The sequence below is a fragment of the Lysinibacillus sp. NPDC093210 genome, from assembly GCF_044753985.1.
Taxonomy (GTDB): domain Bacteria; phylum Bacillota; class Bacilli; order Bacillales_A; family Planococcaceae; genus Lysinibacillus.
Genome location: NZ_JBIVOE010000001.1, coordinates 937,543 through 956,365 on the forward strand (window position 1 = coordinate 937,543; position 18,823 = coordinate 956,365).

General features: G+C 37.5%; 20 protein-coding genes. 4 read left to right on the plus strand and 16 right to left on the minus strand.

The features are described from left to right. Positions 1 to 99: 99 nt before the first annotated feature. Positions 100 to 2,256, minus strand: a complete 2,157-nt coding sequence (locus tag ACIP9C_RS04695; RefSeq protein WP_401008999.1) for a bifunctional diguanylate cyclase/phosphodiesterase — start codon at positions 2,254 to 2,256, stop codon at positions 100 to 102. A 212-nt stretch (positions 2,257 to 2,468) separates the two neighbouring features. After that, positions 2,469 to 2,993 carry a sigma-70 family RNA polymerase sigma factor gene (locus tag ACIP9C_RS04700; RefSeq protein WP_401009000.1) on the minus strand — a complete coding sequence of 175 codons (525 nt, stop codon included), beginning with the start codon at positions 2,991 to 2,993 and terminating at the stop codon, positions 2,469 to 2,471. A 236-nt stretch (positions 2,994 to 3,229) separates the two neighbouring features. Between ACIP9C_RS04700 and sspI the strand changes: the two genes are divergently transcribed. After that, complete coding sequence (sspI, locus tag ACIP9C_RS04705) at positions 3,230 to 3,439, plus strand: small acid-soluble spore protein SspI (protein ID WP_401009001.1); 210 nt, start codon at positions 3,230 to 3,232, stop codon at positions 3,437 to 3,439. A gap of 77 nt (positions 3,440 to 3,516) precedes the next feature. Further along, positions 3,517 to 4,896, plus strand: coding sequence for an FAD-binding oxidoreductase (locus tag ACIP9C_RS04710; RefSeq protein WP_401009002.1), 1,380 nt, complete (start codon positions 3,517 to 3,519; stop codon positions 4,894 to 4,896). Between the two features lie 102 nt (positions 4,897 to 4,998). Here ACIP9C_RS04710 and ACIP9C_RS04715 read toward each other — a convergent pair whose 3' ends face one another. Genes ACIP9C_RS04715 through ACIP9C_RS04735 form a run of 5 tightly spaced genes read right to left on the minus strand, consistent with a single transcriptional unit; the run spans position 4,999 to position 9,191 of the window. Continuing rightward, positions 4,999 to 5,814, minus strand: a complete 816-nt coding sequence (locus ACIP9C_RS04715; RefSeq protein ID WP_401009003.1) for an ABC transporter ATP-binding protein — start codon at positions 5,812 to 5,814, stop codon at positions 4,999 to 5,001. Further along, a complete protein-coding gene (locus tag ACIP9C_RS04720; RefSeq protein ID WP_401009004.1) occupies positions 5,811 to 6,812 on the minus strand; it encodes a FecCD family ABC transporter permease in 1,002 nt (333 codons plus the stop codon). The genes ACIP9C_RS04715 and ACIP9C_RS04720 overlap by 4 nt, the downstream gene beginning before the upstream one ends. 14 nt (positions 6,813 to 6,826) lie before the next feature. Next, entirely contained in the window at positions 6,827 to 7,963 is a 1,137-nt protein-coding gene (locus ACIP9C_RS04725; RefSeq protein WP_401009005.1) for an ABC transporter substrate-binding protein, read from the minus strand. Then, complete coding sequence (locus tag ACIP9C_RS04730; RefSeq protein ID WP_401009006.1) at positions 7,960 to 8,562, minus strand: hypothetical protein; 603 nt, start codon at positions 8,560 to 8,562, stop codon at positions 7,960 to 7,962. The genes ACIP9C_RS04725 and ACIP9C_RS04730 overlap by 4 nt, the downstream gene beginning before the upstream one ends. Next, positions 8,559 to 9,191, minus strand: coding sequence for a hypothetical protein (locus ACIP9C_RS04735; protein WP_401009007.1), 633 nt, complete (start codon positions 9,189 to 9,191; stop codon positions 8,559 to 8,561). Before ACIP9C_RS04735 ends, ACIP9C_RS04730 begins: the two co-directional genes overlap by 4 nt. A gap of 235 nt (positions 9,192 to 9,426) precedes the next feature. Between ACIP9C_RS04735 and ACIP9C_RS04740 the strand changes: the two genes are divergently transcribed. Beyond that, the gene (locus ACIP9C_RS04740) at positions 9,427 to 10,062 is read left to right on the plus strand and encodes a hypothetical protein (RefSeq protein WP_401009008.1); all 636 of its coding nucleotides are present in this window, start codon (positions 9,427 to 9,429) and stop codon (positions 10,060 to 10,062) included. Beyond that, positions 10,059 to 10,667, plus strand: a complete 609-nt coding sequence (locus tag ACIP9C_RS04745; protein WP_401009009.1) for a type 1 glutamine amidotransferase family protein — start codon at positions 10,059 to 10,061, stop codon at positions 10,665 to 10,667. The genes ACIP9C_RS04740 and ACIP9C_RS04745 overlap by 4 nt, the downstream gene beginning before the upstream one ends. Positions 10,668 to 10,725: 58 nt before the next feature. Here ACIP9C_RS04745 and ACIP9C_RS04750 read toward each other — a convergent pair whose 3' ends face one another. The 9 genes from ACIP9C_RS04750 to argF all read right to left on the minus strand — a co-directional run bounded on the left by ACIP9C_RS04750 (position 10,726) and on the right by argF (position 18,628). Next, positions 10,726 to 11,238 (minus strand): GNAT family N-acetyltransferase, encoded by a 513-nt coding sequence (locus ACIP9C_RS04750; protein WP_401009010.1) that lies wholly within the window; start codon positions 11,236 to 11,238, stop codon positions 10,726 to 10,728. Between the two features lie 56 nt (positions 11,239 to 11,294). Then, a complete protein-coding gene (locus ACIP9C_RS04755) occupies positions 11,295 to 12,002 on the minus strand; it encodes an amino acid ABC transporter permease (RefSeq protein ID WP_401009178.1) in 708 nt (235 codons plus the stop codon). 12 nt (positions 12,003 to 12,014) lie between these two features. Continuing rightward, positions 12,015 to 12,716 carry an amino acid ABC transporter permease gene (locus ACIP9C_RS04760; protein WP_401009011.1) on the minus strand — a complete coding sequence of 234 codons (702 nt, stop codon included), beginning with the start codon at positions 12,714 to 12,716 and terminating at the stop codon, positions 12,015 to 12,017. 26 nt (positions 12,717 to 12,742) lie between these two features. Next, positions 12,743 to 13,567, minus strand: a complete 825-nt coding sequence (locus ACIP9C_RS04765; RefSeq protein WP_401009012.1) for a transporter substrate-binding domain-containing protein — start codon at positions 13,565 to 13,567, stop codon at positions 12,743 to 12,745. A 16-nt stretch (positions 13,568 to 13,583) separates the two neighbouring features. Continuing rightward, entirely contained in the window at positions 13,584 to 13,862 is a 279-nt protein-coding gene (locus ACIP9C_RS04770) for a glutaredoxin family protein (protein WP_401009013.1), read from the minus strand. Positions 13,863 to 13,874: 12 nt separating this feature from the next. Then, entirely contained in the window at positions 13,875 to 14,888 is a 1,014-nt protein-coding gene (locus ACIP9C_RS04775; RefSeq protein WP_401009014.1) for an LLM class flavin-dependent oxidoreductase, read from the minus strand. A 47-nt stretch (positions 14,889 to 14,935) separates the two neighbouring features. Continuing rightward, entirely contained in the window at positions 14,936 to 16,264 is a 1,329-nt protein-coding gene (locus ACIP9C_RS04780; RefSeq protein WP_401009015.1) for an LLM class flavin-dependent oxidoreductase, read from the minus strand. A gap of 201 nt (positions 16,265 to 16,465) precedes the next feature. Beyond that, positions 16,466 to 17,362: a LysR family transcriptional regulator gene (locus ACIP9C_RS04785; RefSeq protein WP_401009016.1), complete on the minus strand. Its 897-nt coding sequence runs from the start codon at positions 17,360 to 17,362 to the stop codon at positions 16,466 to 16,468. A gap of 300 nt (positions 17,363 to 17,662) precedes the next feature. Next, positions 17,663 to 18,628: an ornithine carbamoyltransferase gene (gene argF, locus ACIP9C_RS04790; RefSeq protein WP_401009017.1), complete on the minus strand. Its 966-nt coding sequence runs from the start codon at positions 18,626 to 18,628 to the stop codon at positions 17,663 to 17,665. Positions 18,629 to 18,823 lie beyond the last annotated feature (195 nt).

The window sequence follows — 18,823 nt, forward strand, 5'->3', positions numbered from 1 at the left end:
CCGCATTGTACTTTTGTCGGTCAGCATATCACTTCCAAATTTGCTGTCCCAACTTAAGTCAAAGCGGATTTTGTCTTTTATTTCCCTACACTCTGTGCATTAAATGTGATATTCTTCACCGTATTTAAACTGCTCTAAAATCTGGTCAGCATGAACATGTAAATCTTTAAACGTCGCAGTCAGCTGCTCGGCAGTAATAGGTTTACTAAATAAATAACCTTGTATATAATCGCAATCGCCCGCAATAAGGAATGCCAACTGAGCAACTTCTTCTATCCCCTCAGCCACAACCTTTAGACGTAAATGCTTAGCCATAGACAAAATCATCGAAACAAGCGCTTCATCATTAGCATCATGCTGAATATTATGTACAAAAGCGCGGTCGATTTTTAAACAATCAATTGGAAATTCTTTTAAATATGACAAGGACGAGTAGCCTGTCCCAAAATCATCGACTGCTATTTGAATTCCTAGTGCCTTTAATTCATGTAATAATTGTGTCATTTGATCAATATTCATTGTCATACTTTCGGTTATTTCCAACTGAAGATAGTTTGGTTCCAGCTTACTTCGCTGTAAAATCTCCTTCACCATTTGGACCAAATCTTGCTGAAATAATTGCCCGAGCGATAAATTAACAGCAACCTTCATTTTAGGTAGACCTTGTGCCTCCCACGCCTTCGCTTGCAAGCATGCTGTTTCTAATATCCATTTACCAAGAGGAATAATTAGACCAGACTCCTCAGCAATCTCAATAAACTTATCTGGTGGAACAAAGCCACGAACTGGATGTCGCCAACGCACAAGCGCCTCCACCGATTCGATTTTCCCTGTTTTCAAATTAATCTGAGGCTGGTAATCCAAATAAAATTCCTGTTGCTCAAGTGCTCTATGTAATTCCTGCTCTAGTAATATGCGATCTGTTACGCCTGTTGACATATGCTCTTTATAAAAAAGGAAACGTTGTGGTATTTGGCTCGCTTCACGCATTGCCAGCTGTGCATGCATCAATAATTCTTCAGCAGAACAATTTTTTTCATTGAATGCAATGCCAATATTAACATTACCTTTTAATGAGAAAAGCTGTACTTGTAGAGGCTTATCCATTGCACTTTTTAAGTTCAGACAAAACTGTATTAGTTCTTCATGTGTTTGGACATGATTAACATAAATAACAAATTGGCTTTCTCGTAACTTTGTTGCAAAATAATGCGGAGGTAGCATTGCTTGAATCCTTTCCGCTACAAGTTTCATCATTTTATTGGAATTGCTAATACCTAAGGAATCGCTAATGGTTGCAATACGGTCTATTTCAATAGAAATAACTGCCTTACATTTACCATCCTTATGCAACTCCTCCTTTAATGTTTTCAACAGAAGACGCTCATTTGGAAGTTGTGTAATATCATCATGATAAGCTTGAAAAGTTAGCTCCTGTTGCGATTGTTCTAGGTCTTGCTTAATTTTCAATAGCTGTAGATAAGGTTTTTCCACAGAAGTATAGTAAATCGCCTTTAAGAAAACGTAATAAGCAAAAAACTGGTAAAGTAAAGCCGTAAACATCCAAATGGCACTGTAGTCTTTGCTAAAAACAAACAAAAAATCGCTTAAAATTAAGTATACTGACCCACTAATGAGCCATAACACCTGTTTCGGCGCACTCTTATAATGCTTGCTTAAAAAATAGATAGAAACACCTTGTATCATCCCCGTCAATACTTGGACTGTCTGTGGTATGATTGGATGACTGTTTTCAAGCAATGGCTGTGCCTTATATAAAATAAAAAGCATAAGCGTAACAGTAAAAAGGGCGACTCCATACGCTATCCTTCGGTGAGCCAATGTTAACTTTATTCTAGGCTTTACAATAATAAGTAGAATCCCTATTACTAAAGCAATCCGCATAAGAATCTGTATCCAGACACCTATTAATACAGTATCTAAACTTTGCGGGACTGAAATGACAATATTAGAGATCTCTAGCAAAGCGATAAGGAAAAAAATACTGCCTATGTATAATGTATGATTAATTAATAAATGCGAAAATACTAGCCATGAATGAATGGCGATTGTCATAGTGAAAACAACAATTAGTATTTTCATAATCAATCTTAAATAATCGACGACACTTCCTTCTATAAAAATAGTAATAAGCTGATCATTAAAAGCTAATAGAGGTATCAATAGAAGCAGCGGTATCGCACTATACCATAGCTCCCTTTTATCTATAATTAAATGATTACGCGCGTTTTCCAATACTAACCCTCCATATCAATATATACACAATCAAAATAGATAGGTAGCTATACCTACATATTATTTTCGAAGGCCTTAAAATTGTATATTTCTTAGACTTCTTACAAATCATAGCATTTTAACTGGACTTTGTATGCAATTAGTAAAGTATGCTAATATTCATTTTATTTTGATATTAGCATACTTTTACTATCTTTTAGTAGTAATTTAGTTTATTGACAAAGGTGACTACGCAGTTTGTTCATTAGTCTAGTGCGTCTTTTTTTGACTGCAGCGACAGATATCTGTAGTACTTTAGCTATTTCTTCATACCTATAACCATCTAGGTAATAAAGTTGCAGTATCATTCTTTCTTCCTCTTTTAAATGGCTCATTATTTTTTCTACTAATAAGTGATCTTCTAGTCGATTTATTTGTTCCTCACGACAAATTATAAAGTTCAAGGTGTCATCAGAAATTAATGATACATTGTCCTGAAATCGTCTTTCTTTCGTAAGTTCTTTCAAAATTTCACCTTTCACTGTTGTATAAATATAGGCAGAAAATTTTCCCTTCGAAGGATTAGCATTCTCGTAAGCTTTCCACACAGCAATTGCTGCAATATGGCGATAATACTCAAAGTCTTTGTAAATATGGCACTTTAATAATATGAAGGTAATCATCGGTTGCACCAATTCTAAAATTTCCTCAAATGGCTGTTCTGGCGAAAGAATTTGTGTATGTTTATCAAATGACACTGATACTTTCCTAACGACTTGTGCACAGTCCATTATTCCTAGGTGTTATTAGCTTAACTTCCGATAGAAAGCACGTCGAATGACCCTTTTACAATAAATCTTTAAAAATTTGCATGAATTTCTGTCTAAATTTAAAGGAAAAATCGAGAGAATTTAAAAAAATCCTATGTTTTGCATTAATTTTTATACATATTTCTAATTACAGTGGACAAATTATGACTAAGGAGGCGAAATAGATGAATTTTCAAATAAGAGATGCCATTACGGCAAATGTCCATGGTCAATCAGCAGCAGAATTTAAGGATATAGTCCAAGATGCCATTTCACGTGGTGAGGAGCATTTACTACCTGGGCTAGGTGTATTTTTCGAAAAATGGTGGCAACAATCGTCTACAGAAGAACAAGATGCATTCGTACAAAAGCTAGAAAAAGTATTTGCACACTGATTTTTTCTAAACAGTACATTCCATTTCCACTAACCGCATGATAAATTAGATTTATCAGAAAGTTTGGAGGGATTGGAATGACTGTTGCAGTAGAGCTAATAGTAAATCAACTTAGAGAGGTATTATCGGATGAGCAGGTGTCAACAAACGATACGGTACGAGAGCTACATGGCAAAGATGAATCCCATCATGCTATGAACTTGCCAGATATTGTAGTGTTTCCACATTCTACAGGAGACGTTAGTGCCATAATGAAAATCGCACATGCAAATCTTATACCAGTCGTACCATTTGGCGTTGGCTCAAGTTTAGAAGGAAATGCTATTCCGATTGCCAACGGTATTTCTATCGATTTTTCTGAAATGAATACAATTTTAGATATTCGCCCAGAAGATTTACTAGTTAAAGTGCAACCGGGTGTGACTCGTGCACAATTAAATAAAGAATTAAAAAAACATGGCCTTCAATTTACGGTAGATCCAGGAGCAGATGCGACACTTGGGGGAATGGCAGCAACGAATGCTAGCGGTACCACAGCGGTTCGTTATGGTGTTATGCGCGATCAAGTGCGTGATTTAGAAGTTGTACTTGCAGACGGTACTGTTATTCATACAGGGAGCTTAGCAGCTAAATCATCTTCAGGCTATCATTTGAATGGCTTATTTGTTGGTTCAGAAGGTACACTAGGTTGTTTTACAGAGCTGACTTTGCAAGTTTATGGTATTCCGGAATTTGTAACTGCGGGTCGTGCGGTATTTAAAACAGTTGGTGATGCTGTCAGTGCAGTTGCCGCATTGTTACAGGCTGGTATTTCCATTGGTCGTGTAGAGCTTGTCGATGAAGCTTCTATTACACAAGCTAATATTTATAATGAAACTTCTTATGATGAAAAACCGACACTGTTTTTAGAGTTCCACGGTAATGATGCAGGTATGCAAGCAGATATTGAATTTGCTACAGAAATTTTTGAGGACTTCGGCTGTACGTCTGTCGAGTTTGAGCAAGACAATGCAGCTCGCAATAAGCTATGGGAGGCACGACATTCATTGGCCTATGCATATATTCATGCTTACCCAGGGAAAAAGCTTATGTCAACCGATGTTTGTGTTCCGATTTCAAAATTGGCTGAAACGATATTGTATGCCCGCGAACAGTTAAACAACGTCGGTCTAGCGGGAGGAATTGTCGGACATGTCGGAGATGGAAATTTTCACGCATTGTTAATGTTGGACCCCACTGATGCACACGAACGGGCACAAGCTGACCGTTTTAATGAGCATATTGTGCAATATGCGCTGCTTCGCGGAGGAACTTGTACAGGTGAACATGGTGTAGGTATTGGCAAAATGAAATATCAATCGATGGAGCATGGTGCCTCGTTACTCGTAATGAAGAGCATTAAGGCAGCACTCGATCCACATAACATTATGAATCCAGGAAAAATTTTCAACTTATAGTTACTCAGATTTTTCGCTATTGCAATTCATTCCATCACCTATGAAAACACGGTCTCCTCACTATGGTAGGGACCGTGTTTTTACATTAAAGGTATCAGGCACTCATATTACATTCTGGCCTAGTGCACGAGGAACCATCGTTTCGACAAAATAATCCTCTTCCTCGTAAATTATTTTTTTCAGCTCTATACCGAAAAATTCTTTCATCCGAGACTCAGTCATTATCTCTTGAACATTGCCATATATAACATCCTTTTCTTTCGCTGTCATTAACACATGATCTGCAAGGTAAAAGGCATGGTTTGGATAGTGCGTATTAATGATGCAAGAAATACCACGCTCCTTGGATAAGCGCTTTATCGTTTGCAATATAACAATTTGCTTTTGTATATCCAAATGTGATTCTGGTTCATCCAATATTAAAACTTCAGGATTTGACACGAGTGTACGGGCAATTAAAGCCAACTGTAGCTCTCCTCCACTAATTTCATTACACGATTTTTTAGCAAGATGCATTATCCCAATTGTATTTAGTGCTACATGAGCCGCTTCCATATCTTTGCCTGAAGGCTGAGCCAATGTACTAATATATGGCGCACGTCCCATTACAACAAGCTCCTCCACTGTAAAACCAAATACCATTTTATGCGCCTGTGGCACATAGCCTACTCGCTTCCACAGTTCCTTACGATCCATTGCTGCAAGAGGTTTACCATCAATCATCGTCTTACCTTTTTTCCAATCGAGAAGACCTGTAATACACTTTAACATCGTTGTTTTTCCTGCTCCGTTTGGTCCAAGAATAGCCATTATTTCGCCAGATGCTAATGTAAAATTAATATCTTTCGCATATAAGTTAGGCATTTTTGTGCGACGTTTCTCATAATAGTAATTGCCATCGACCACTTCTATTTTCATCCCCAGCCACCTCCTGAACGACGTAATAAGTAAGCAAAGAATGGTGCACCGATAATCGCTGTTAAAATGGACAAGGGGATTTCTGTTGCTGTTAATGTGCGTGCTAAATCATCGATAATTAATAAATACACACTTCCGATTGCAACAGAAACTGGTAGAACAAATTGATTGTTATTGCCGACAAGCATGCGTGCAACATGTGGAATGATTAACCCAACCCAGCCCACAATTCCCGCCACAGCTACAGATGCCGCTGTTATAAGCGTTGCACCAAAAATAACGAACCATTTTAAACGCGCGACTGGAATACCCATTGACTTTGCTTCATCCTCTGGTAAAGTTAAAATATTTAGTCGCCAACGCAGTAAATAGAGTAGTAGAATACCTATTAAAATTAATGGGCCACCAATATATAAATCCTTATAGGTTGCAGTGCCGAGACTCCCCATTAACCAATATGTAATTGCTGGTAGCTTCTCCTCTGGATCTGCCACAAATTTTATAAGGGAAATCAAAGCATTAAAAAGTGCAGACGTTACAACACCAGCCAATACGAACATAAAAATAGGTGCATTCTTTTTTGCACCTGCTACTAAAAATGTAAAGCCAATAGCGCCTAAACCAAAAAGAAGAGCCATTATTTGTGCCGAAAAATTTTGACCAAATAATAAAATACCTAATGATGCACCAAAACCTGCACCTGCTGAAACACCTAAAATATCTGGCGAAACTAAAGGGTTGCCAAACATGCCCTGGAAGCCTGCACCCGCTATCGCTAACCCTCCTCCAATTAGAAGAGCGAGCAAAATACGTGGTAAACGGACATTCAAAACAACTGTTTCTTCCATCTTTGTCCAAGTTTGTTCGATTGGGAACACTTGCGATGTTAATATTTTTATAATATGGTCAAGACCTACTTCGAAACGACCAACACCGAGTGAAATGATTGCTACCATAATCGGTAGCAACCATAACAACGCAATAATCCATTTCTTCATCTAACTATCAATCCTTAATATTTGGCCGCGTCAGAAGAAGGGTTTAATATATCATGTATTTCCTCATCTGTTACGTCAAATTCATAGAAGTCTTTGTAATACGTTTTAATTTCATCTTCAATTTTATAAGTAAATAACTCTGGATGATTTTTTTGAGCCATCCATTTTAGCATTAGTGGTGCATCGCCACTTGGTGGGAACCAGCGATATATACCTAATGGAATTTTATAAACCTTTCCATCTTGCACTGCCTTTACCTGACTCCAGTCCTGTCCATTAACTTTATTTTCAAGTAAATCTTCAGGCTGTGTTTCCGTAAAGTTTGTAATGTAAATAATATCAGGATTCCAAGCGTAAATTTGTTCCATATTTACTTCTTTTCTACCTTGTACATCCTTTTCAGCAACATCTATCGCACCTGTTGCGTTTAGCCATTGATTGCCGAAGAAGTTGCTACCACCTACCGTAATAGATTTATCATTATGCATAAATAAAATTAATGCACGTGGCTTGTCCTCATTTGCTACATCTTTTAATTTGGCATCAAGTTCAGACTGCACTTTTTTGCCCTCTTGTAAAAAGCGGTCAGCACGATCCGTTGTTCCAGTTATTTTACTCGTTAACGTTAGCCAGCTATTGAATGTTGCTAATGGTTCAGCAGCTGCTGCATCAATCGTTTGTACCCCAACAACAGGAATGCCCGCTTCAGTAATTTTATTAATAGAATCTTCGTCTGTTGCAGTTTCAACATACAGTTGAGGATTTACCTTTAATAATTCCTCAACATTTACTTCACCATTTTGAATAAATGACGTTTTCGCATTTAACACATCTGGTGATATTTTTGCTAAAATAGAATTTTTCGCAGCATTATACGAATTTGGGTGCATACCCACTATCTCTTTTGTAGAGTTTGTCGCTACATACCATGTAGAGAAATATGGCAATATCCCTCCTGTCACTACACGTTCAATTTTTCCGGGTATTGTCACTTCTCTTCCTAGTTGGTCTGTCACAACTTTTTCTTCAGCAGTTGTTTGTACGTCAGAAGTTGCTGACGGTTGTTCGGTTACTGCCTCCTCATCTTTATCGCCACACGCTGCTAGCATAGCGGCTAATGCTAAAGTTGCTAGAAATCCGTATTTTTTCATTGTCCTTCTTCCTCTCTGAGCCATTTTGCTATACCGTGTAAAAACGGTTTTGATTGATCAATAAAACCTAGTCCTATATGAAACATAGGGTCCAGTGTTGTTACGACTAATTCTCCGTTAAAGCTTACATTGTCTACATAAAATAGTGAGCGACCTTCAGGAATATCAAGTAAAGACTGCGCACCTTCTGGCGGTAAAAATGAGCCATGATAATGCCATTTTAAATCACGGAGTGTTACGTATTTAAACAATGGGTGTGTCATATTTTGCTCTGTCATTGGCAAGTCTCCACCATCTCGCACCCACCAGCTAAAATTCACTTCAGAATCTTGCCAATCAATCGTAGGAAACCAATTATCCAAAATCTCACCAAAAATAATTAGCCGCTTTCCTGATTCAATGAACGCTAAAAGCTGTGACTGATAACGTTTTAAATGAGGTATATCTAAACGGCAAGATAAAATTACCGTATCGTAATTTGCTAAATCATACTGATGCAGCTCGCGAATATGTAAAATATCATCATATAAATAATGAAATTCCTCCTCTGCAAAAAAGCGATTTTGAAATGGTAATCCATTTGTGACAATGCCAATCATTGTATTTGAGCTCCTTTCGCTTGATTGCGTGCATATTCCGCACGAATGCATGCAAGCATTTGCACACTTAATTGACTAGAGGTATTATCCTCGTCAATGAACACACGATATATATCTGTTCCTGCACCTGCAAAGATTGTTCCATTTGTTGAATCATGATCTACATAAATAATGACTGCTCCACTTTGGTCAGTCACAAGAATCTCTGCATGCAGTGGAATTTTTTCAAAATATCCACGCGAGAAAAAGCCTCTTACACCTTTGCGATAGTTAATGTCATAAGCATCAATTCCCGCAAATAATGGATGGGCAGGATCTTTTATAACGATTTCTCGATCCTTCAATGGAATTGGTGAACGTTTCCAATTAGAAACACCTACTAACCAAGGTAATGATGTCTCAGTTAGCGAAAAAATTACGCCACCCTGTTTTAAATACTGCTCCAGCATAGCTTTATGCTCTAACAAAAACTGCTCCTCTACTAGATTTGTAATAATGAGACCCGCGTAAGCACGTAAATCTGCATATGGTAAATCGTATAAATATAAAAATGTCAGACCGCGTCTGCGATCCTCATCTGACAACCTAGCAAATTGAATATCGATACCGATATATGCAATTGGTTTCAAGGCATTCCCTACTTTCTTTGAAAATATATTGATAATGATTATCATTTGCAATAGAATATATATTACAGTATATTGATAACGATTCTCATTGTCAATTTACTTTTGTGAGAATTCCAATATTCGCAACATATTTTTGATCAAACAATATTTCTAAAACTCACTAATTGTTTTCTTAATATTATTTCTTACTGAAAATTGATTGGATGATTAATTATTTTACTAGGAGGATATGTTTATGAGCATTCCATTTACAATGCTAAAACTAGATCCAGGACATGCTTTTGGTGTCAATGGTCGCATGCAGAAAGATACGGGTAATGAAGCAAAAATCGTGGATCAATATGATTTTCCACTGGTCGATTTGGATGAAGTAGATATTCTCTTTATTCCAAATTTCATTGACCAAGAATGGTTATATTTACAACGTGAAAAAATTGCAGCATTTTTAGCAAACAAAAAAATAGTTGTATACTGTGGGCATTTATTCCGAGAATGGTTACCAGGTTGTGGCCTATTTATGCCCCAACACATTCGAAATTTCAATGATTATGAAGTTTTTCCAACAGAGCAATCAGGTATTTTTGAGGGCGTTTTAACTGAAGATATGACATTTAAAAAAGGGGTTGCAGGCTTTTTTGCACGCGGCTATCATCATGCACCAGCAAACGCTGAGATTTTATTAACGTTTGCAAATGGTAAGCCAGTTACATACATTGACCGCTGTTCAACAAATGGTACGATTTTAGTTCACGCAGGACGTGAACTGCTTGGCTATGCAGGTGAAAACAAATCTACTGATCGCATTCGCCCGCAGTTTCTAGCCTGGCTTGAAACTGAGTTACAAGCTTTAAAGGAGGACAATGATCAATGAGAAAAATTGGGGTTATATACAGTGGGCATGAATCCCATTACCGAACGTTCCACGAACCAAAATTCAATCAATATATTACAAAGCTAATTTACCATCCAGATTTTTTAGAAACTGATCTTGACGACCTTGATGTGCTCATCGTCCCCTCCCAATTAAACTATCAGCTATTGCTATCAAGTGTTGAAAAAATCCGCGCATTTGCAGAGAATGGAGGCATAATCGTTGCTTTTGGACCACAACCATGGAATTGGATTCCTGCGCAACATTGGGAAGAACGTATGACAAACTTCTGGTGGTGGCTTGATAAAGATGCTTCTAGTGGTTTAGTACTGCAAAATCCAGCGCATCCTTTATTTAATGGTTATCTCTCATTGGTAGATTGCACTTGGCATCAACATGGCGTTTTTTGGCCACCTGAACATGCTGATATTTTAATTGCTACAGAAGATGGTGGTGCTGTGCTCTATATAGATGCACATTCAACTGCAGGAAAATGGATTGTTACAACGCTTGATCCTGATTTCCACTTTGGTTCCTATTTCATGCCCGCAACAGAACGGTTTTTCGAAGGATTTTTCCCTTACCTTGCATATGGAACAATTTAGGGATAGTTTCACTTGAACAAAAAAACCGCTGATAGCCAATTTATCAGCGGTTTTTCTTTTACAAATCATAACGAAAGCTTTTCACCAATATATTGCCTTTGTGAAATTCTTTTGACTCATCTCTAACAAATCCTAGTGATAAATACAGATTAATGGCAACTTGCATAATATCACCTGAATGCAAATAAAGAGATTGATCTTGACGCTTGCGAGCAAAGGCAAAGCTTTCTTGTAATAATTTTTTGGCCACGCCCTGCCCTCTCCCTTTAGGATGGACTGCTAATAAACGGACAATCGTTGATTCAATACCAAGTTCAGGAAGACCATATGCTTTTTCAGAGTTTGTAAATAACTGCAATCCTCCTACTATTTCTTGCTCACGCTTTGCGACCAATATCGTCTCGGCATTCGGATTTCCAACTGATGCCCGAATATCTTGTAAATATTGCGCCCAATGTGCTGGATCTTTATAATCCTTCTCATACTGCGCATAACTTTCCACAAGCACTTCCAAATAAGCTGGATAATCTTCTTGTCGTAAATGTTCAATAACAATTTCTGCTACTGCCATAGACAACACTCCTTTCAATTCTTCTTTTTTTATTAGTCGGGGTCATTAGAACACAACTACACACTACCTTTACTATAAGCCGTCACTCTTTTTTCTATTAGATGGGCAATCCATTCAACAACAATCGAAACACTCCAATAAATTAAGCCGACTGCTATAAATGCTTCTAAAAATTTTAAATTAACAGAAGCTACAATATTTGCTGCGCCTGTTAACTCCTTTATTGACACAAAAAACGCTAAAGAAGTCGCATGTAAAAAGCCAATAAAGACATTTGTAAAATTAGGTATCGATTTACTAAATGCTTGTGGTAAAATCAAGCGTCGCATTGCCTGTGAAAAAGTCATTCCTACAGCATACGCGGCTTCCAATTGACCTTTTGGAACACTTAAAATACCAGATCGTATAATTTCCGAAGCATAAGCACCCGCACTTAACGTCAATGCCAGTAATACAAAAAATAATATAGGAATAGTATTTGAATGAAAATTCAGCTTCAACACTTGTGCGATTATATCCACAACAATTGGTATTCCAAAATAAATTAGCATAATATGCATAATAATCGGTGTGCCTCTGAAAAAGGATACGTAAAAATTTAATAAAGGTGCTATACCTTTTATTTGTTGTATCCGAACAAAGGCTACGGCTATACCGATTACTATACCTAAACATACAGGTGTAAAAGTCATAAACAAGGTTAATGGCAACACCTTAATAATTTCCTGCAAAGCATCTATCATAAATACTACATCTATCGTCATCATCAAATCCCCCTAGCTCGTCGCTATTTCTTTCATATAACGATTGAGATAGCGTTCATTGCGTTTTAATACCTTTTCTAATAGCATCACAATAAAATAGTAAACAATTGAAAGTGCTAAATAGATTTCTAGTGCCCGTGTCGTCGAAGCAATAAGCGTTTCTCCCCGACCGACCATATCCATTACACCAATTGAAAATGCCAAGGAAGTATCCTTTAACGAACTAATCATAGTATTCGACATATTAGGAAAAGCAACTCGTAGCGCCTGCGGTAATATAATACGGAAAAATGCTTGCGCTCGATTGAGGCCAACTGACAACGCCGCTTCCATTTGTCCTTTATCAATCGTTAATATAGCCGCTCTGAAAATTTCAGCAAACGCTGCAGCATTACTGAAAGTATAGGTTATCATGACAAAATAAATAGCATCCATTCTTGTAACATCAATATGAACTAGCTTTAATATTGCTGGAATGCCATAAAATACTAAAAATAACTGAATTAAAATAGGCGTGCCACGAATAAATGAAATATACACCGTGACTATTTGCTTCAATATAGGTATTTGCAGTAGCTTTGGTATAGCCACTACAATTCCTAATAACATCCCAAAAAGGATGGAGCATACTAAAATTTCAAGTGTTACAGGTAAATATTGAAGCAATATCGGAAGTACATTCGCTATTAGCATCAAGTCAAAGTCATTGGCCATACTTCCTTCTTCCTCTCCTATGTCGTTTAGAAATCTACAGTATAATCATCACCTAGCCATTTTTTACTAAGCTCGCTAATGACCCCCTCCGTCTTTAACTCTCTAATTGCCTCATCGATACGTTCCTGCAATGTCACTTCATCCTTGTTCAGTAGGAAGTAAACTTTCGAGTTTAATAGTGCTTCACCTACTACTTTTTGCTGGGCTTCATTGCTTTCGTTATAGTATCTCACCGCAAATGGTGTCGTAATAATTGCATCAATACGACCAGTTGCAAGTTGATTATTAACATCCACTGAACCAGAGGAATATACAATGTTGATCCCTAGATTATGCTCTTTATTGTATTGCTCAATAAAGACTGCAGAGTTACTCGTTGGTGAGACACTAACATTTTTGTCTTTTAAATCAGTGATTGATTGTACATCATTATTTTTCGCATTCACTGTTACTTGTAATGGGAATACATTATAAGGCTCCTTGTTAAATAGAAACTTTTCCTCACGCTCACGATTAACTTCCATCTGATGTGCGATTAAATCTATTTTTCTCGTTTCTAAACTTAGTAATAGATTCGAGAACTCCATCGTTTTAAATTCAAAATTATACTCAGGTAGCTTTTCATCAATGGCTCGAACAAGTTCTACATCATAGCCTGTTAAATTCCCCTTTTCATCGAGGAAGCAAATATTCGGAAATTGTGTTCCCGTGCCAACTAGTATTGTTTGAACGTCATCTTTACTTTGTGCTTTAACGTTGTCACTAATACCCACCTGAGATTTTTCAGTACTTGAGCAAGCCGTTAAAAATAACGTAAGCACACAAGTTATATAGAACGCTAGTTTCCTCATAATATCTCCCTCTTTTCTATACTTTTGCTGGTAGATCAATAGCAAGTGCTGTCTTGACATGCTCAAGCCCTATTTCTGTCACAGCTTTGTACACACCATCTTCACTTGACCCAATTTCTACTATAGGTACGTAACGCACTCCATACTTTGCTTGTAAAATGTCCCGAAAAGTATCGTTATGTGTAACATCAACTGTTTTATACGAAATTTCCAACCCTTGTAAATATGCTTTTACTTCATCACAATAGCTACAGCCTTGCTTTGACCAAACGACTACATCTATCTTTTTTGCCATGTTTCTTCCTCCTTAGCTCACTGCTTCTTTTTGTTGTAAGTGTAAATTCACAGGACTTAATAGTTCAAATGAGCGTTGCCGTTCAAATGCCTTTAAAACAGGCGTATGCAAAATGAATTCATCAATTTGATATTGCTTGTGAAAGGCATCTAATGTGGCTTTAATATCTTTAGGGGTGCCAAATAAAATATCAGCATCATACTGCTGTACAGTGAACGCCTCCCCTGATTCTTGCCCAAATTTTTCGGCTAATTCAACCGATTGTAAGGTCAAACTACGCCCACTTGCTAAATGCACCTTTGTAATTTTTTGTTCCCCTACTAATGCCTGCGCTTCTTCTTTTGTTGGTGCAGCAAGTGTTGCAATCGAAACAGCAAAATGACCATTCGGCAGATGCGTGCGATATGTCTTAGCCGCTTCATTCAAAACATCGTTATCACTATTGATAAAGCGCGCAAAGACAAAGGCAATACCAAGCTTTCCTGCAAGTTCTGCACTTTTCGGACTTGCACCAAGTAAAAATAACGATGGCTTTATTTTCGGAAGAGGTGTTGCCTGCAAACCATTTAACTCATGTTCTACTGGTAGCGTGTTCGCAATTAATCGTTGTAAAAACGTTAGCCGTTCCTCAAAGTCTTCACCATTATTTAACGTGCCATATTGCAATGCCTTTGTGGACAGCGGTAGCCCCCCTGGTGCTTTTCCAATGCCCAAGTCCACTCTTCCTGGCTCCAACGATGCTAGCACATGAAAATTTTCTGCCACTTTATAGGGGCTATAATGTTGTAACATAACACCACCGGAGCCAATACGAATCGATGTCGTTTTTGCAAGTAAATACGATACTAAAACCTCTGGTGATGCCCCCGCTAATGTCTCGCTATTATGGTGTTCCGACACCCAAAATCGTGTATATCCGAGCTGCTCAGCCTTTTGCGCCAAAGCGACTGTGTGTTGTAATGCTTGCTCGTTTGTTGCATCCTCGATAAGAGGACTTTGATCTAATATGCCTAAAGAGTAACTCATACAATACCTCCTCTAAATATATTTATTCAAATAAGTTTACTTGGTATTTAAACAGACTGTTTGACGTATCGACTTTCTTTAAACGGTAAGCCTAAATTACCACGCAATGTATCTGCTTCATATTCCTCTTTGTAAATACCACGTGATTGTAAAATCGGTACAACCTTATCGACAAAGTCATCAAGAGCACCAGGCACTGTTACAGCAACAATAAAACCATCAGCCGCTTCTTTTTCAAACCATTCTTGCACCAAATTAGCAATCTGTTCAGCAGTGCCAAAGAATGCTGTTTTTGGCGTTGCTTCACGTAAAGCTACTTGACGAAGCGTAAGCCCCTCTTGCTTGGCATATTTTTTTATATAATCTGTCGTACTACGGAAACTGTTTGCTCCAATATCACCTAGCTCTGGGAACAATGCATCCACATCATACTGAGTAAAATCATGGTGATCGAAGTAGCGACCAAGATAAGCAAGAGCACGTTCAATCGAAACGAGTTCTACTATTTCCTGATACTTTGCCTCCGCTTCTTCGATTGTGTCACCAATAATTGGCGATATCCCTGGAAAAATCTTTACTTCATCAGGATTTCGTCCAAAAGCAGCGACCTCCGTTTTTACCTTTTTATAAAATTTCTGCGCTTCTTCTAACGATGCCCCATGCGTGAATATTGCATCAGCATCTTTTGCAGCTAGACGAACACCCGCTTCAGATGATCCAGCTTGGAAAATTACAGGCTGACCTTGTTTTGAGCGTGCAATATTCAATGGTCCTTGCACAGAAAAGTATTTGCCCTTATGCTGCAATGTGTGTAATTTTTTCGGATCGAAGAACACGTCATGTTCCACATCTGCTATAAAGGCATCATCATCCCATGAATCCCAAAGTCCTTTTGTCACCTCTAAGTATTCCTCTGCAATTTGATAACGCTCTGCATGACTTGGGTGCTGCTCTATCGTTTTATTGTAGTTTAAAGCCGAGCTTTCTAATGGTGTCGTTACAACATTCCAGCCTGCCCGACCGTTACTAATATGATCTAATGATGCAAACTGTCGTGCCACCGTAAATGGTTCACTATAAGATGTCGATACTGTTCCAACGAGCCCTATATTTTTTGTTGAAACAGCTAGTGCAGATAATATCGTCAGTGGCTCAAAGCGATTTAAAAAATGAGGTATCGACTTTTCATTGATAAATAAACCATCTGCGATAAAGGCAACATCAAACTTCCCTTGCTCCGCCTTCTGCGCCTGTTGTATATAGAACGGTAAACTAACACTTTGATTGCTAGCTACTTTTGGATGACGCCAGCTAGAAATATTCCCACCTACACCGTGTATAATCGCCCCAAACCGAATTTTATCCTGTCTCACCATAATGTTAATCCTCCTCGAATTCATTATTTTTACTAAACTTAGTGGTTAAGTATGTTTTAAGCTAAAAAATAATATTTCACTTATGCAGTCAGATGGACATTCATAAATAAAATAGGATTGAGGAAGATATTACCGTTCAATGAACGTGAATGCAATAGTTCTCGTAATAGAAAAAAATTTTATGGTCTATAAAATTTTTTATCAATGCAGCTTTTGAATACTTTCAAATTGATTGGCTGTACTTAAAATGTTGTCCCAAAAAGCTGATTCTAGCGTGTCCTTCTTTAAATACGTTAAGAAAATATGCTGATTTATATCGAGTAAATGCTTCACATCTACTTCAACAAACTCACCACTTTCAAGCTCCGTTTTCACACATAGATGTGGTAAAAAGCTCACATATTCTTTCGTTCGAATAAATGCCTTTGCTACTTCTAAATGGTCTGTACGAACTTCAATATTTGCTGACACGCCTTCTACCTCAAACATTTTATGAACATAATTCCAATCAAACGCGCCGCATTCAAAAAACACCATTTTTTGCTTTGCTAATTCTTTTGCTTTTATATTGGTCTCTAGTGTAAATGGATGATCGCGATGCATAACGAGCTTCACAGCATTATTTAATAACAACTCATTGCATACCCCTTCTTTATGCACATATTGAATAAAAGCAAAATCAATTTGGTGACTTTGTAATTTTTCTAAAATGATCGCTGTAGAACCTGTAATGATTTGAAAACGCATATTCGGAAAACGTTCTTTCCATTTAGGTAGTGCATAGGCTAAAAAATATTGAGCCGTCACACCGTTTGTTCCGATGCAAACTTCATTTGAAGCATGTGTTTCCTGCAATTGTTTTTTGCCATGCTGGAACGTTTGCACAATCTGTGTCGCAAATGGTAAAAAGTCCTTTCCTTTTTCCGATAATATGACACTTCGTGCATCACGATAAAATAATTCTACATTTAACTCACGCTCCAATGATTTGATGCGAGCTGTTACAGTTGGTTGTGATAAAAACAAAGCATTAGCAGCCTTATGAATACTTTTATAATGAACTACATATAAAAATGCCTCGATATGATCAATATTCAATTAAAGCCCTCCTAAAATTTCGTATTGTCCCTATTATATAGATTTATTTTTCATTTCTCTATAACATATAGGAAAACTATGTATATGTGCTATTAAAATAAAAAAAGTAACCCAGCGTCTCCCAGGTTACTTTCACTATGTAGCGATGAAGTCATCCATCTTGACAACGTACATCGCGCGCAGCTTACATCCCTCTGTCTGTATGCCACTGGTATGTTGCTCACATTAACACCCTCTGTTGCGAATGTGAACTTTGTATATAGGAACTCTCAATTAGAGAGTCAACTATCATCTCTTTTTTTAAGCCATAATTGAAGCTAAAACAGCTTTTTGAGCATGGAGTCTATTTTCTGCTTGCTCAAAAATATAAGAATTTGGACCATCTATAACAGATGTTGCCACTTCCTCTTCACGATGTGCTGGTAAGCAATGTAGGAACATATAATTTGGCTTTGCATGTGCCACTAGCTCATCATTGATTTGATAACCAGAAAAATCATGTAAACGTTTCGCCGCTTCCTCTTCTTGACCCATTGATGTCCAAACATCTGCGTACACTACATCTGCATTTTGAACTGCTGCCACAGGATCATTCGTAATTGTGATTGTACTGCCATTTGCCATTGCGATAGCTTGTGCTTTTGCGATAACCTCTGCATCACATTCATAGCCAACTGGCGTTGCTACTGCGACGTTCATACCGACGTGTGCAGAAGCGACTACTAAAGAGTGCGCCACATTGTTGCCATCACCAACATATGCAATTTTAAGACCTTGTAATTCACCTTTAATTTCAGCGATTGTTTCTAAATCGGCTAATGCCTGGCAAGGATGATATATATCCGTTAAGCCATTAATTACAGGAATCCTTGCATGCTCTGCAAGCTCTTTAACCATCGCATGAGAGTTTGCACGAATCATAATGCCATCTAAATAACCTGATAACACATGTGCAGTATCATATATTGATTCACCGCGACCAATTTGTAAATCACGCGCATGCATAAACATACCTTTACCGCCCAATTGTTCCATCCCGACTTCAAATGAAATACGAGTACGAGTTGAATGTTTTTCAAAAATCATTCCGAGTGTTTTCCCTTCAAGCAGCTTCGGACATTTACCTTCTTTTGTAATAATTTTAAGTTGCGTCGAAAGTGCAACTAACTGCTGAACCTCTTCACTTGTATAGTCTAGCAAAGTTAGTAAGTCTTTTCCTTTTAAGCTTGACACTAACTTTAACTGTACTTCTTCTAGTAATTTCATAGCCTTCTCTCCTTGCTTTTGTAACTGTTGAGTTTAGTATACACATGCATAAATATAAAATCAACTGAATTTTTATGTTTAATTTCAAAAGTTTGAATTCATATGTGCTTTGTGACAAAAATGCGTCCTTTTGAATATTTATGCATTTTCTACAATTAAAGAGCATAACGGCTAAAAAATAATGAAGCTCCCAAT

Bases quoted from the DNA above. Each gene is read 5' to 3' on its own strand.
- sspI (WP_401009001.1), top strand. From the start codon at position 3,230: ATGAATTTTCAAATAAGAGATGCCATTACGGCAAATGTCCATGGTCAA.
- ACIP9C_RS04710 (WP_401009002.1), top strand. From the start codon at position 3,517: ATGACTGTTGCAGTAGAGCTAATAGTAAATCAACTTAGAGAGGTATTA.
- ACIP9C_RS04715 (WP_401009003.1), bottom strand. From the start codon at position 5,814: ATGAAAATAGAAGTGGTCGATGGCAATTACTATTATGAGAAACGTCGC.
- ACIP9C_RS04720 (WP_401009004.1), bottom strand. From the start codon at position 6,812: ATGAAGAAATGGATTATTGCGTTGTTATGGTTGCTACCGATTATGGTA.
- ACIP9C_RS04725 (WP_401009005.1), bottom strand. From the start codon at position 7,963: ATGAAAAAATACGGATTTCTAGCAACTTTAGCATTAGCCGCTATGCTA.
- ACIP9C_RS04730 (WP_401009006.1), bottom strand. From the start codon at position 8,562: ATGATTGGCATTGTCACAAATGGATTACCATTTCAAAATCGCTTTTTT.
- ACIP9C_RS04740 (WP_401009008.1), top strand. From the start codon at position 9,427: ATGAGCATTCCATTTACAATGCTAAAACTAGATCCAGGACATGCTTTT.
- ACIP9C_RS04745 (WP_401009009.1), top strand. From the start codon at position 10,059: ATGAGAAAAATTGGGGTTATATACAGTGGGCATGAATCCCATTACCGA.
- ACIP9C_RS04750 (WP_401009010.1), bottom strand. From the start codon at position 11,238: ATGGCAGTAGCAGAAATTGTTATTGAACATTTACGACAAGAAGATTAT.
- ACIP9C_RS04755 (WP_401009178.1), bottom strand. From the start codon at position 12,002: ATGACGATAGATGTAGTATTTATGATAGATGCTTTGCAGGAAATTATT.
- ACIP9C_RS04760 (WP_401009011.1), bottom strand. From the start codon at position 12,716: ATGGCCAATGACTTTGACTTGATGCTAATAGCGAATGTACTTCCGATA.
- ACIP9C_RS04765 (WP_401009012.1), bottom strand. From the start codon at position 13,567: ATGAGGAAACTAGCGTTCTATATAACTTGTGTGCTTACGTTATTTTTA.
- ACIP9C_RS04770 (WP_401009013.1), bottom strand. From the start codon at position 13,862: ATGGCAAAAAAGATAGATGTAGTCGTTTGGTCAAAGCAAGGCTGTAGC.
- ACIP9C_RS04775 (WP_401009014.1), bottom strand. From the start codon at position 14,888: ATGAGTTACTCTTTAGGCATATTAGATCAAAGTCCTCTTATCGAGGAT.
- ACIP9C_RS04780 (WP_401009015.1), bottom strand. From the start codon at position 16,264: ATGGTGAGACAGGATAAAATTCGGTTTGGGGCGATTATACACGGTGTA.
- argF (WP_401009017.1), bottom strand. From the start codon at position 18,628: ATGAAATTACTAGAAGAAGTACAGTTAAAGTTAGTGTCAAGCTTAAAA.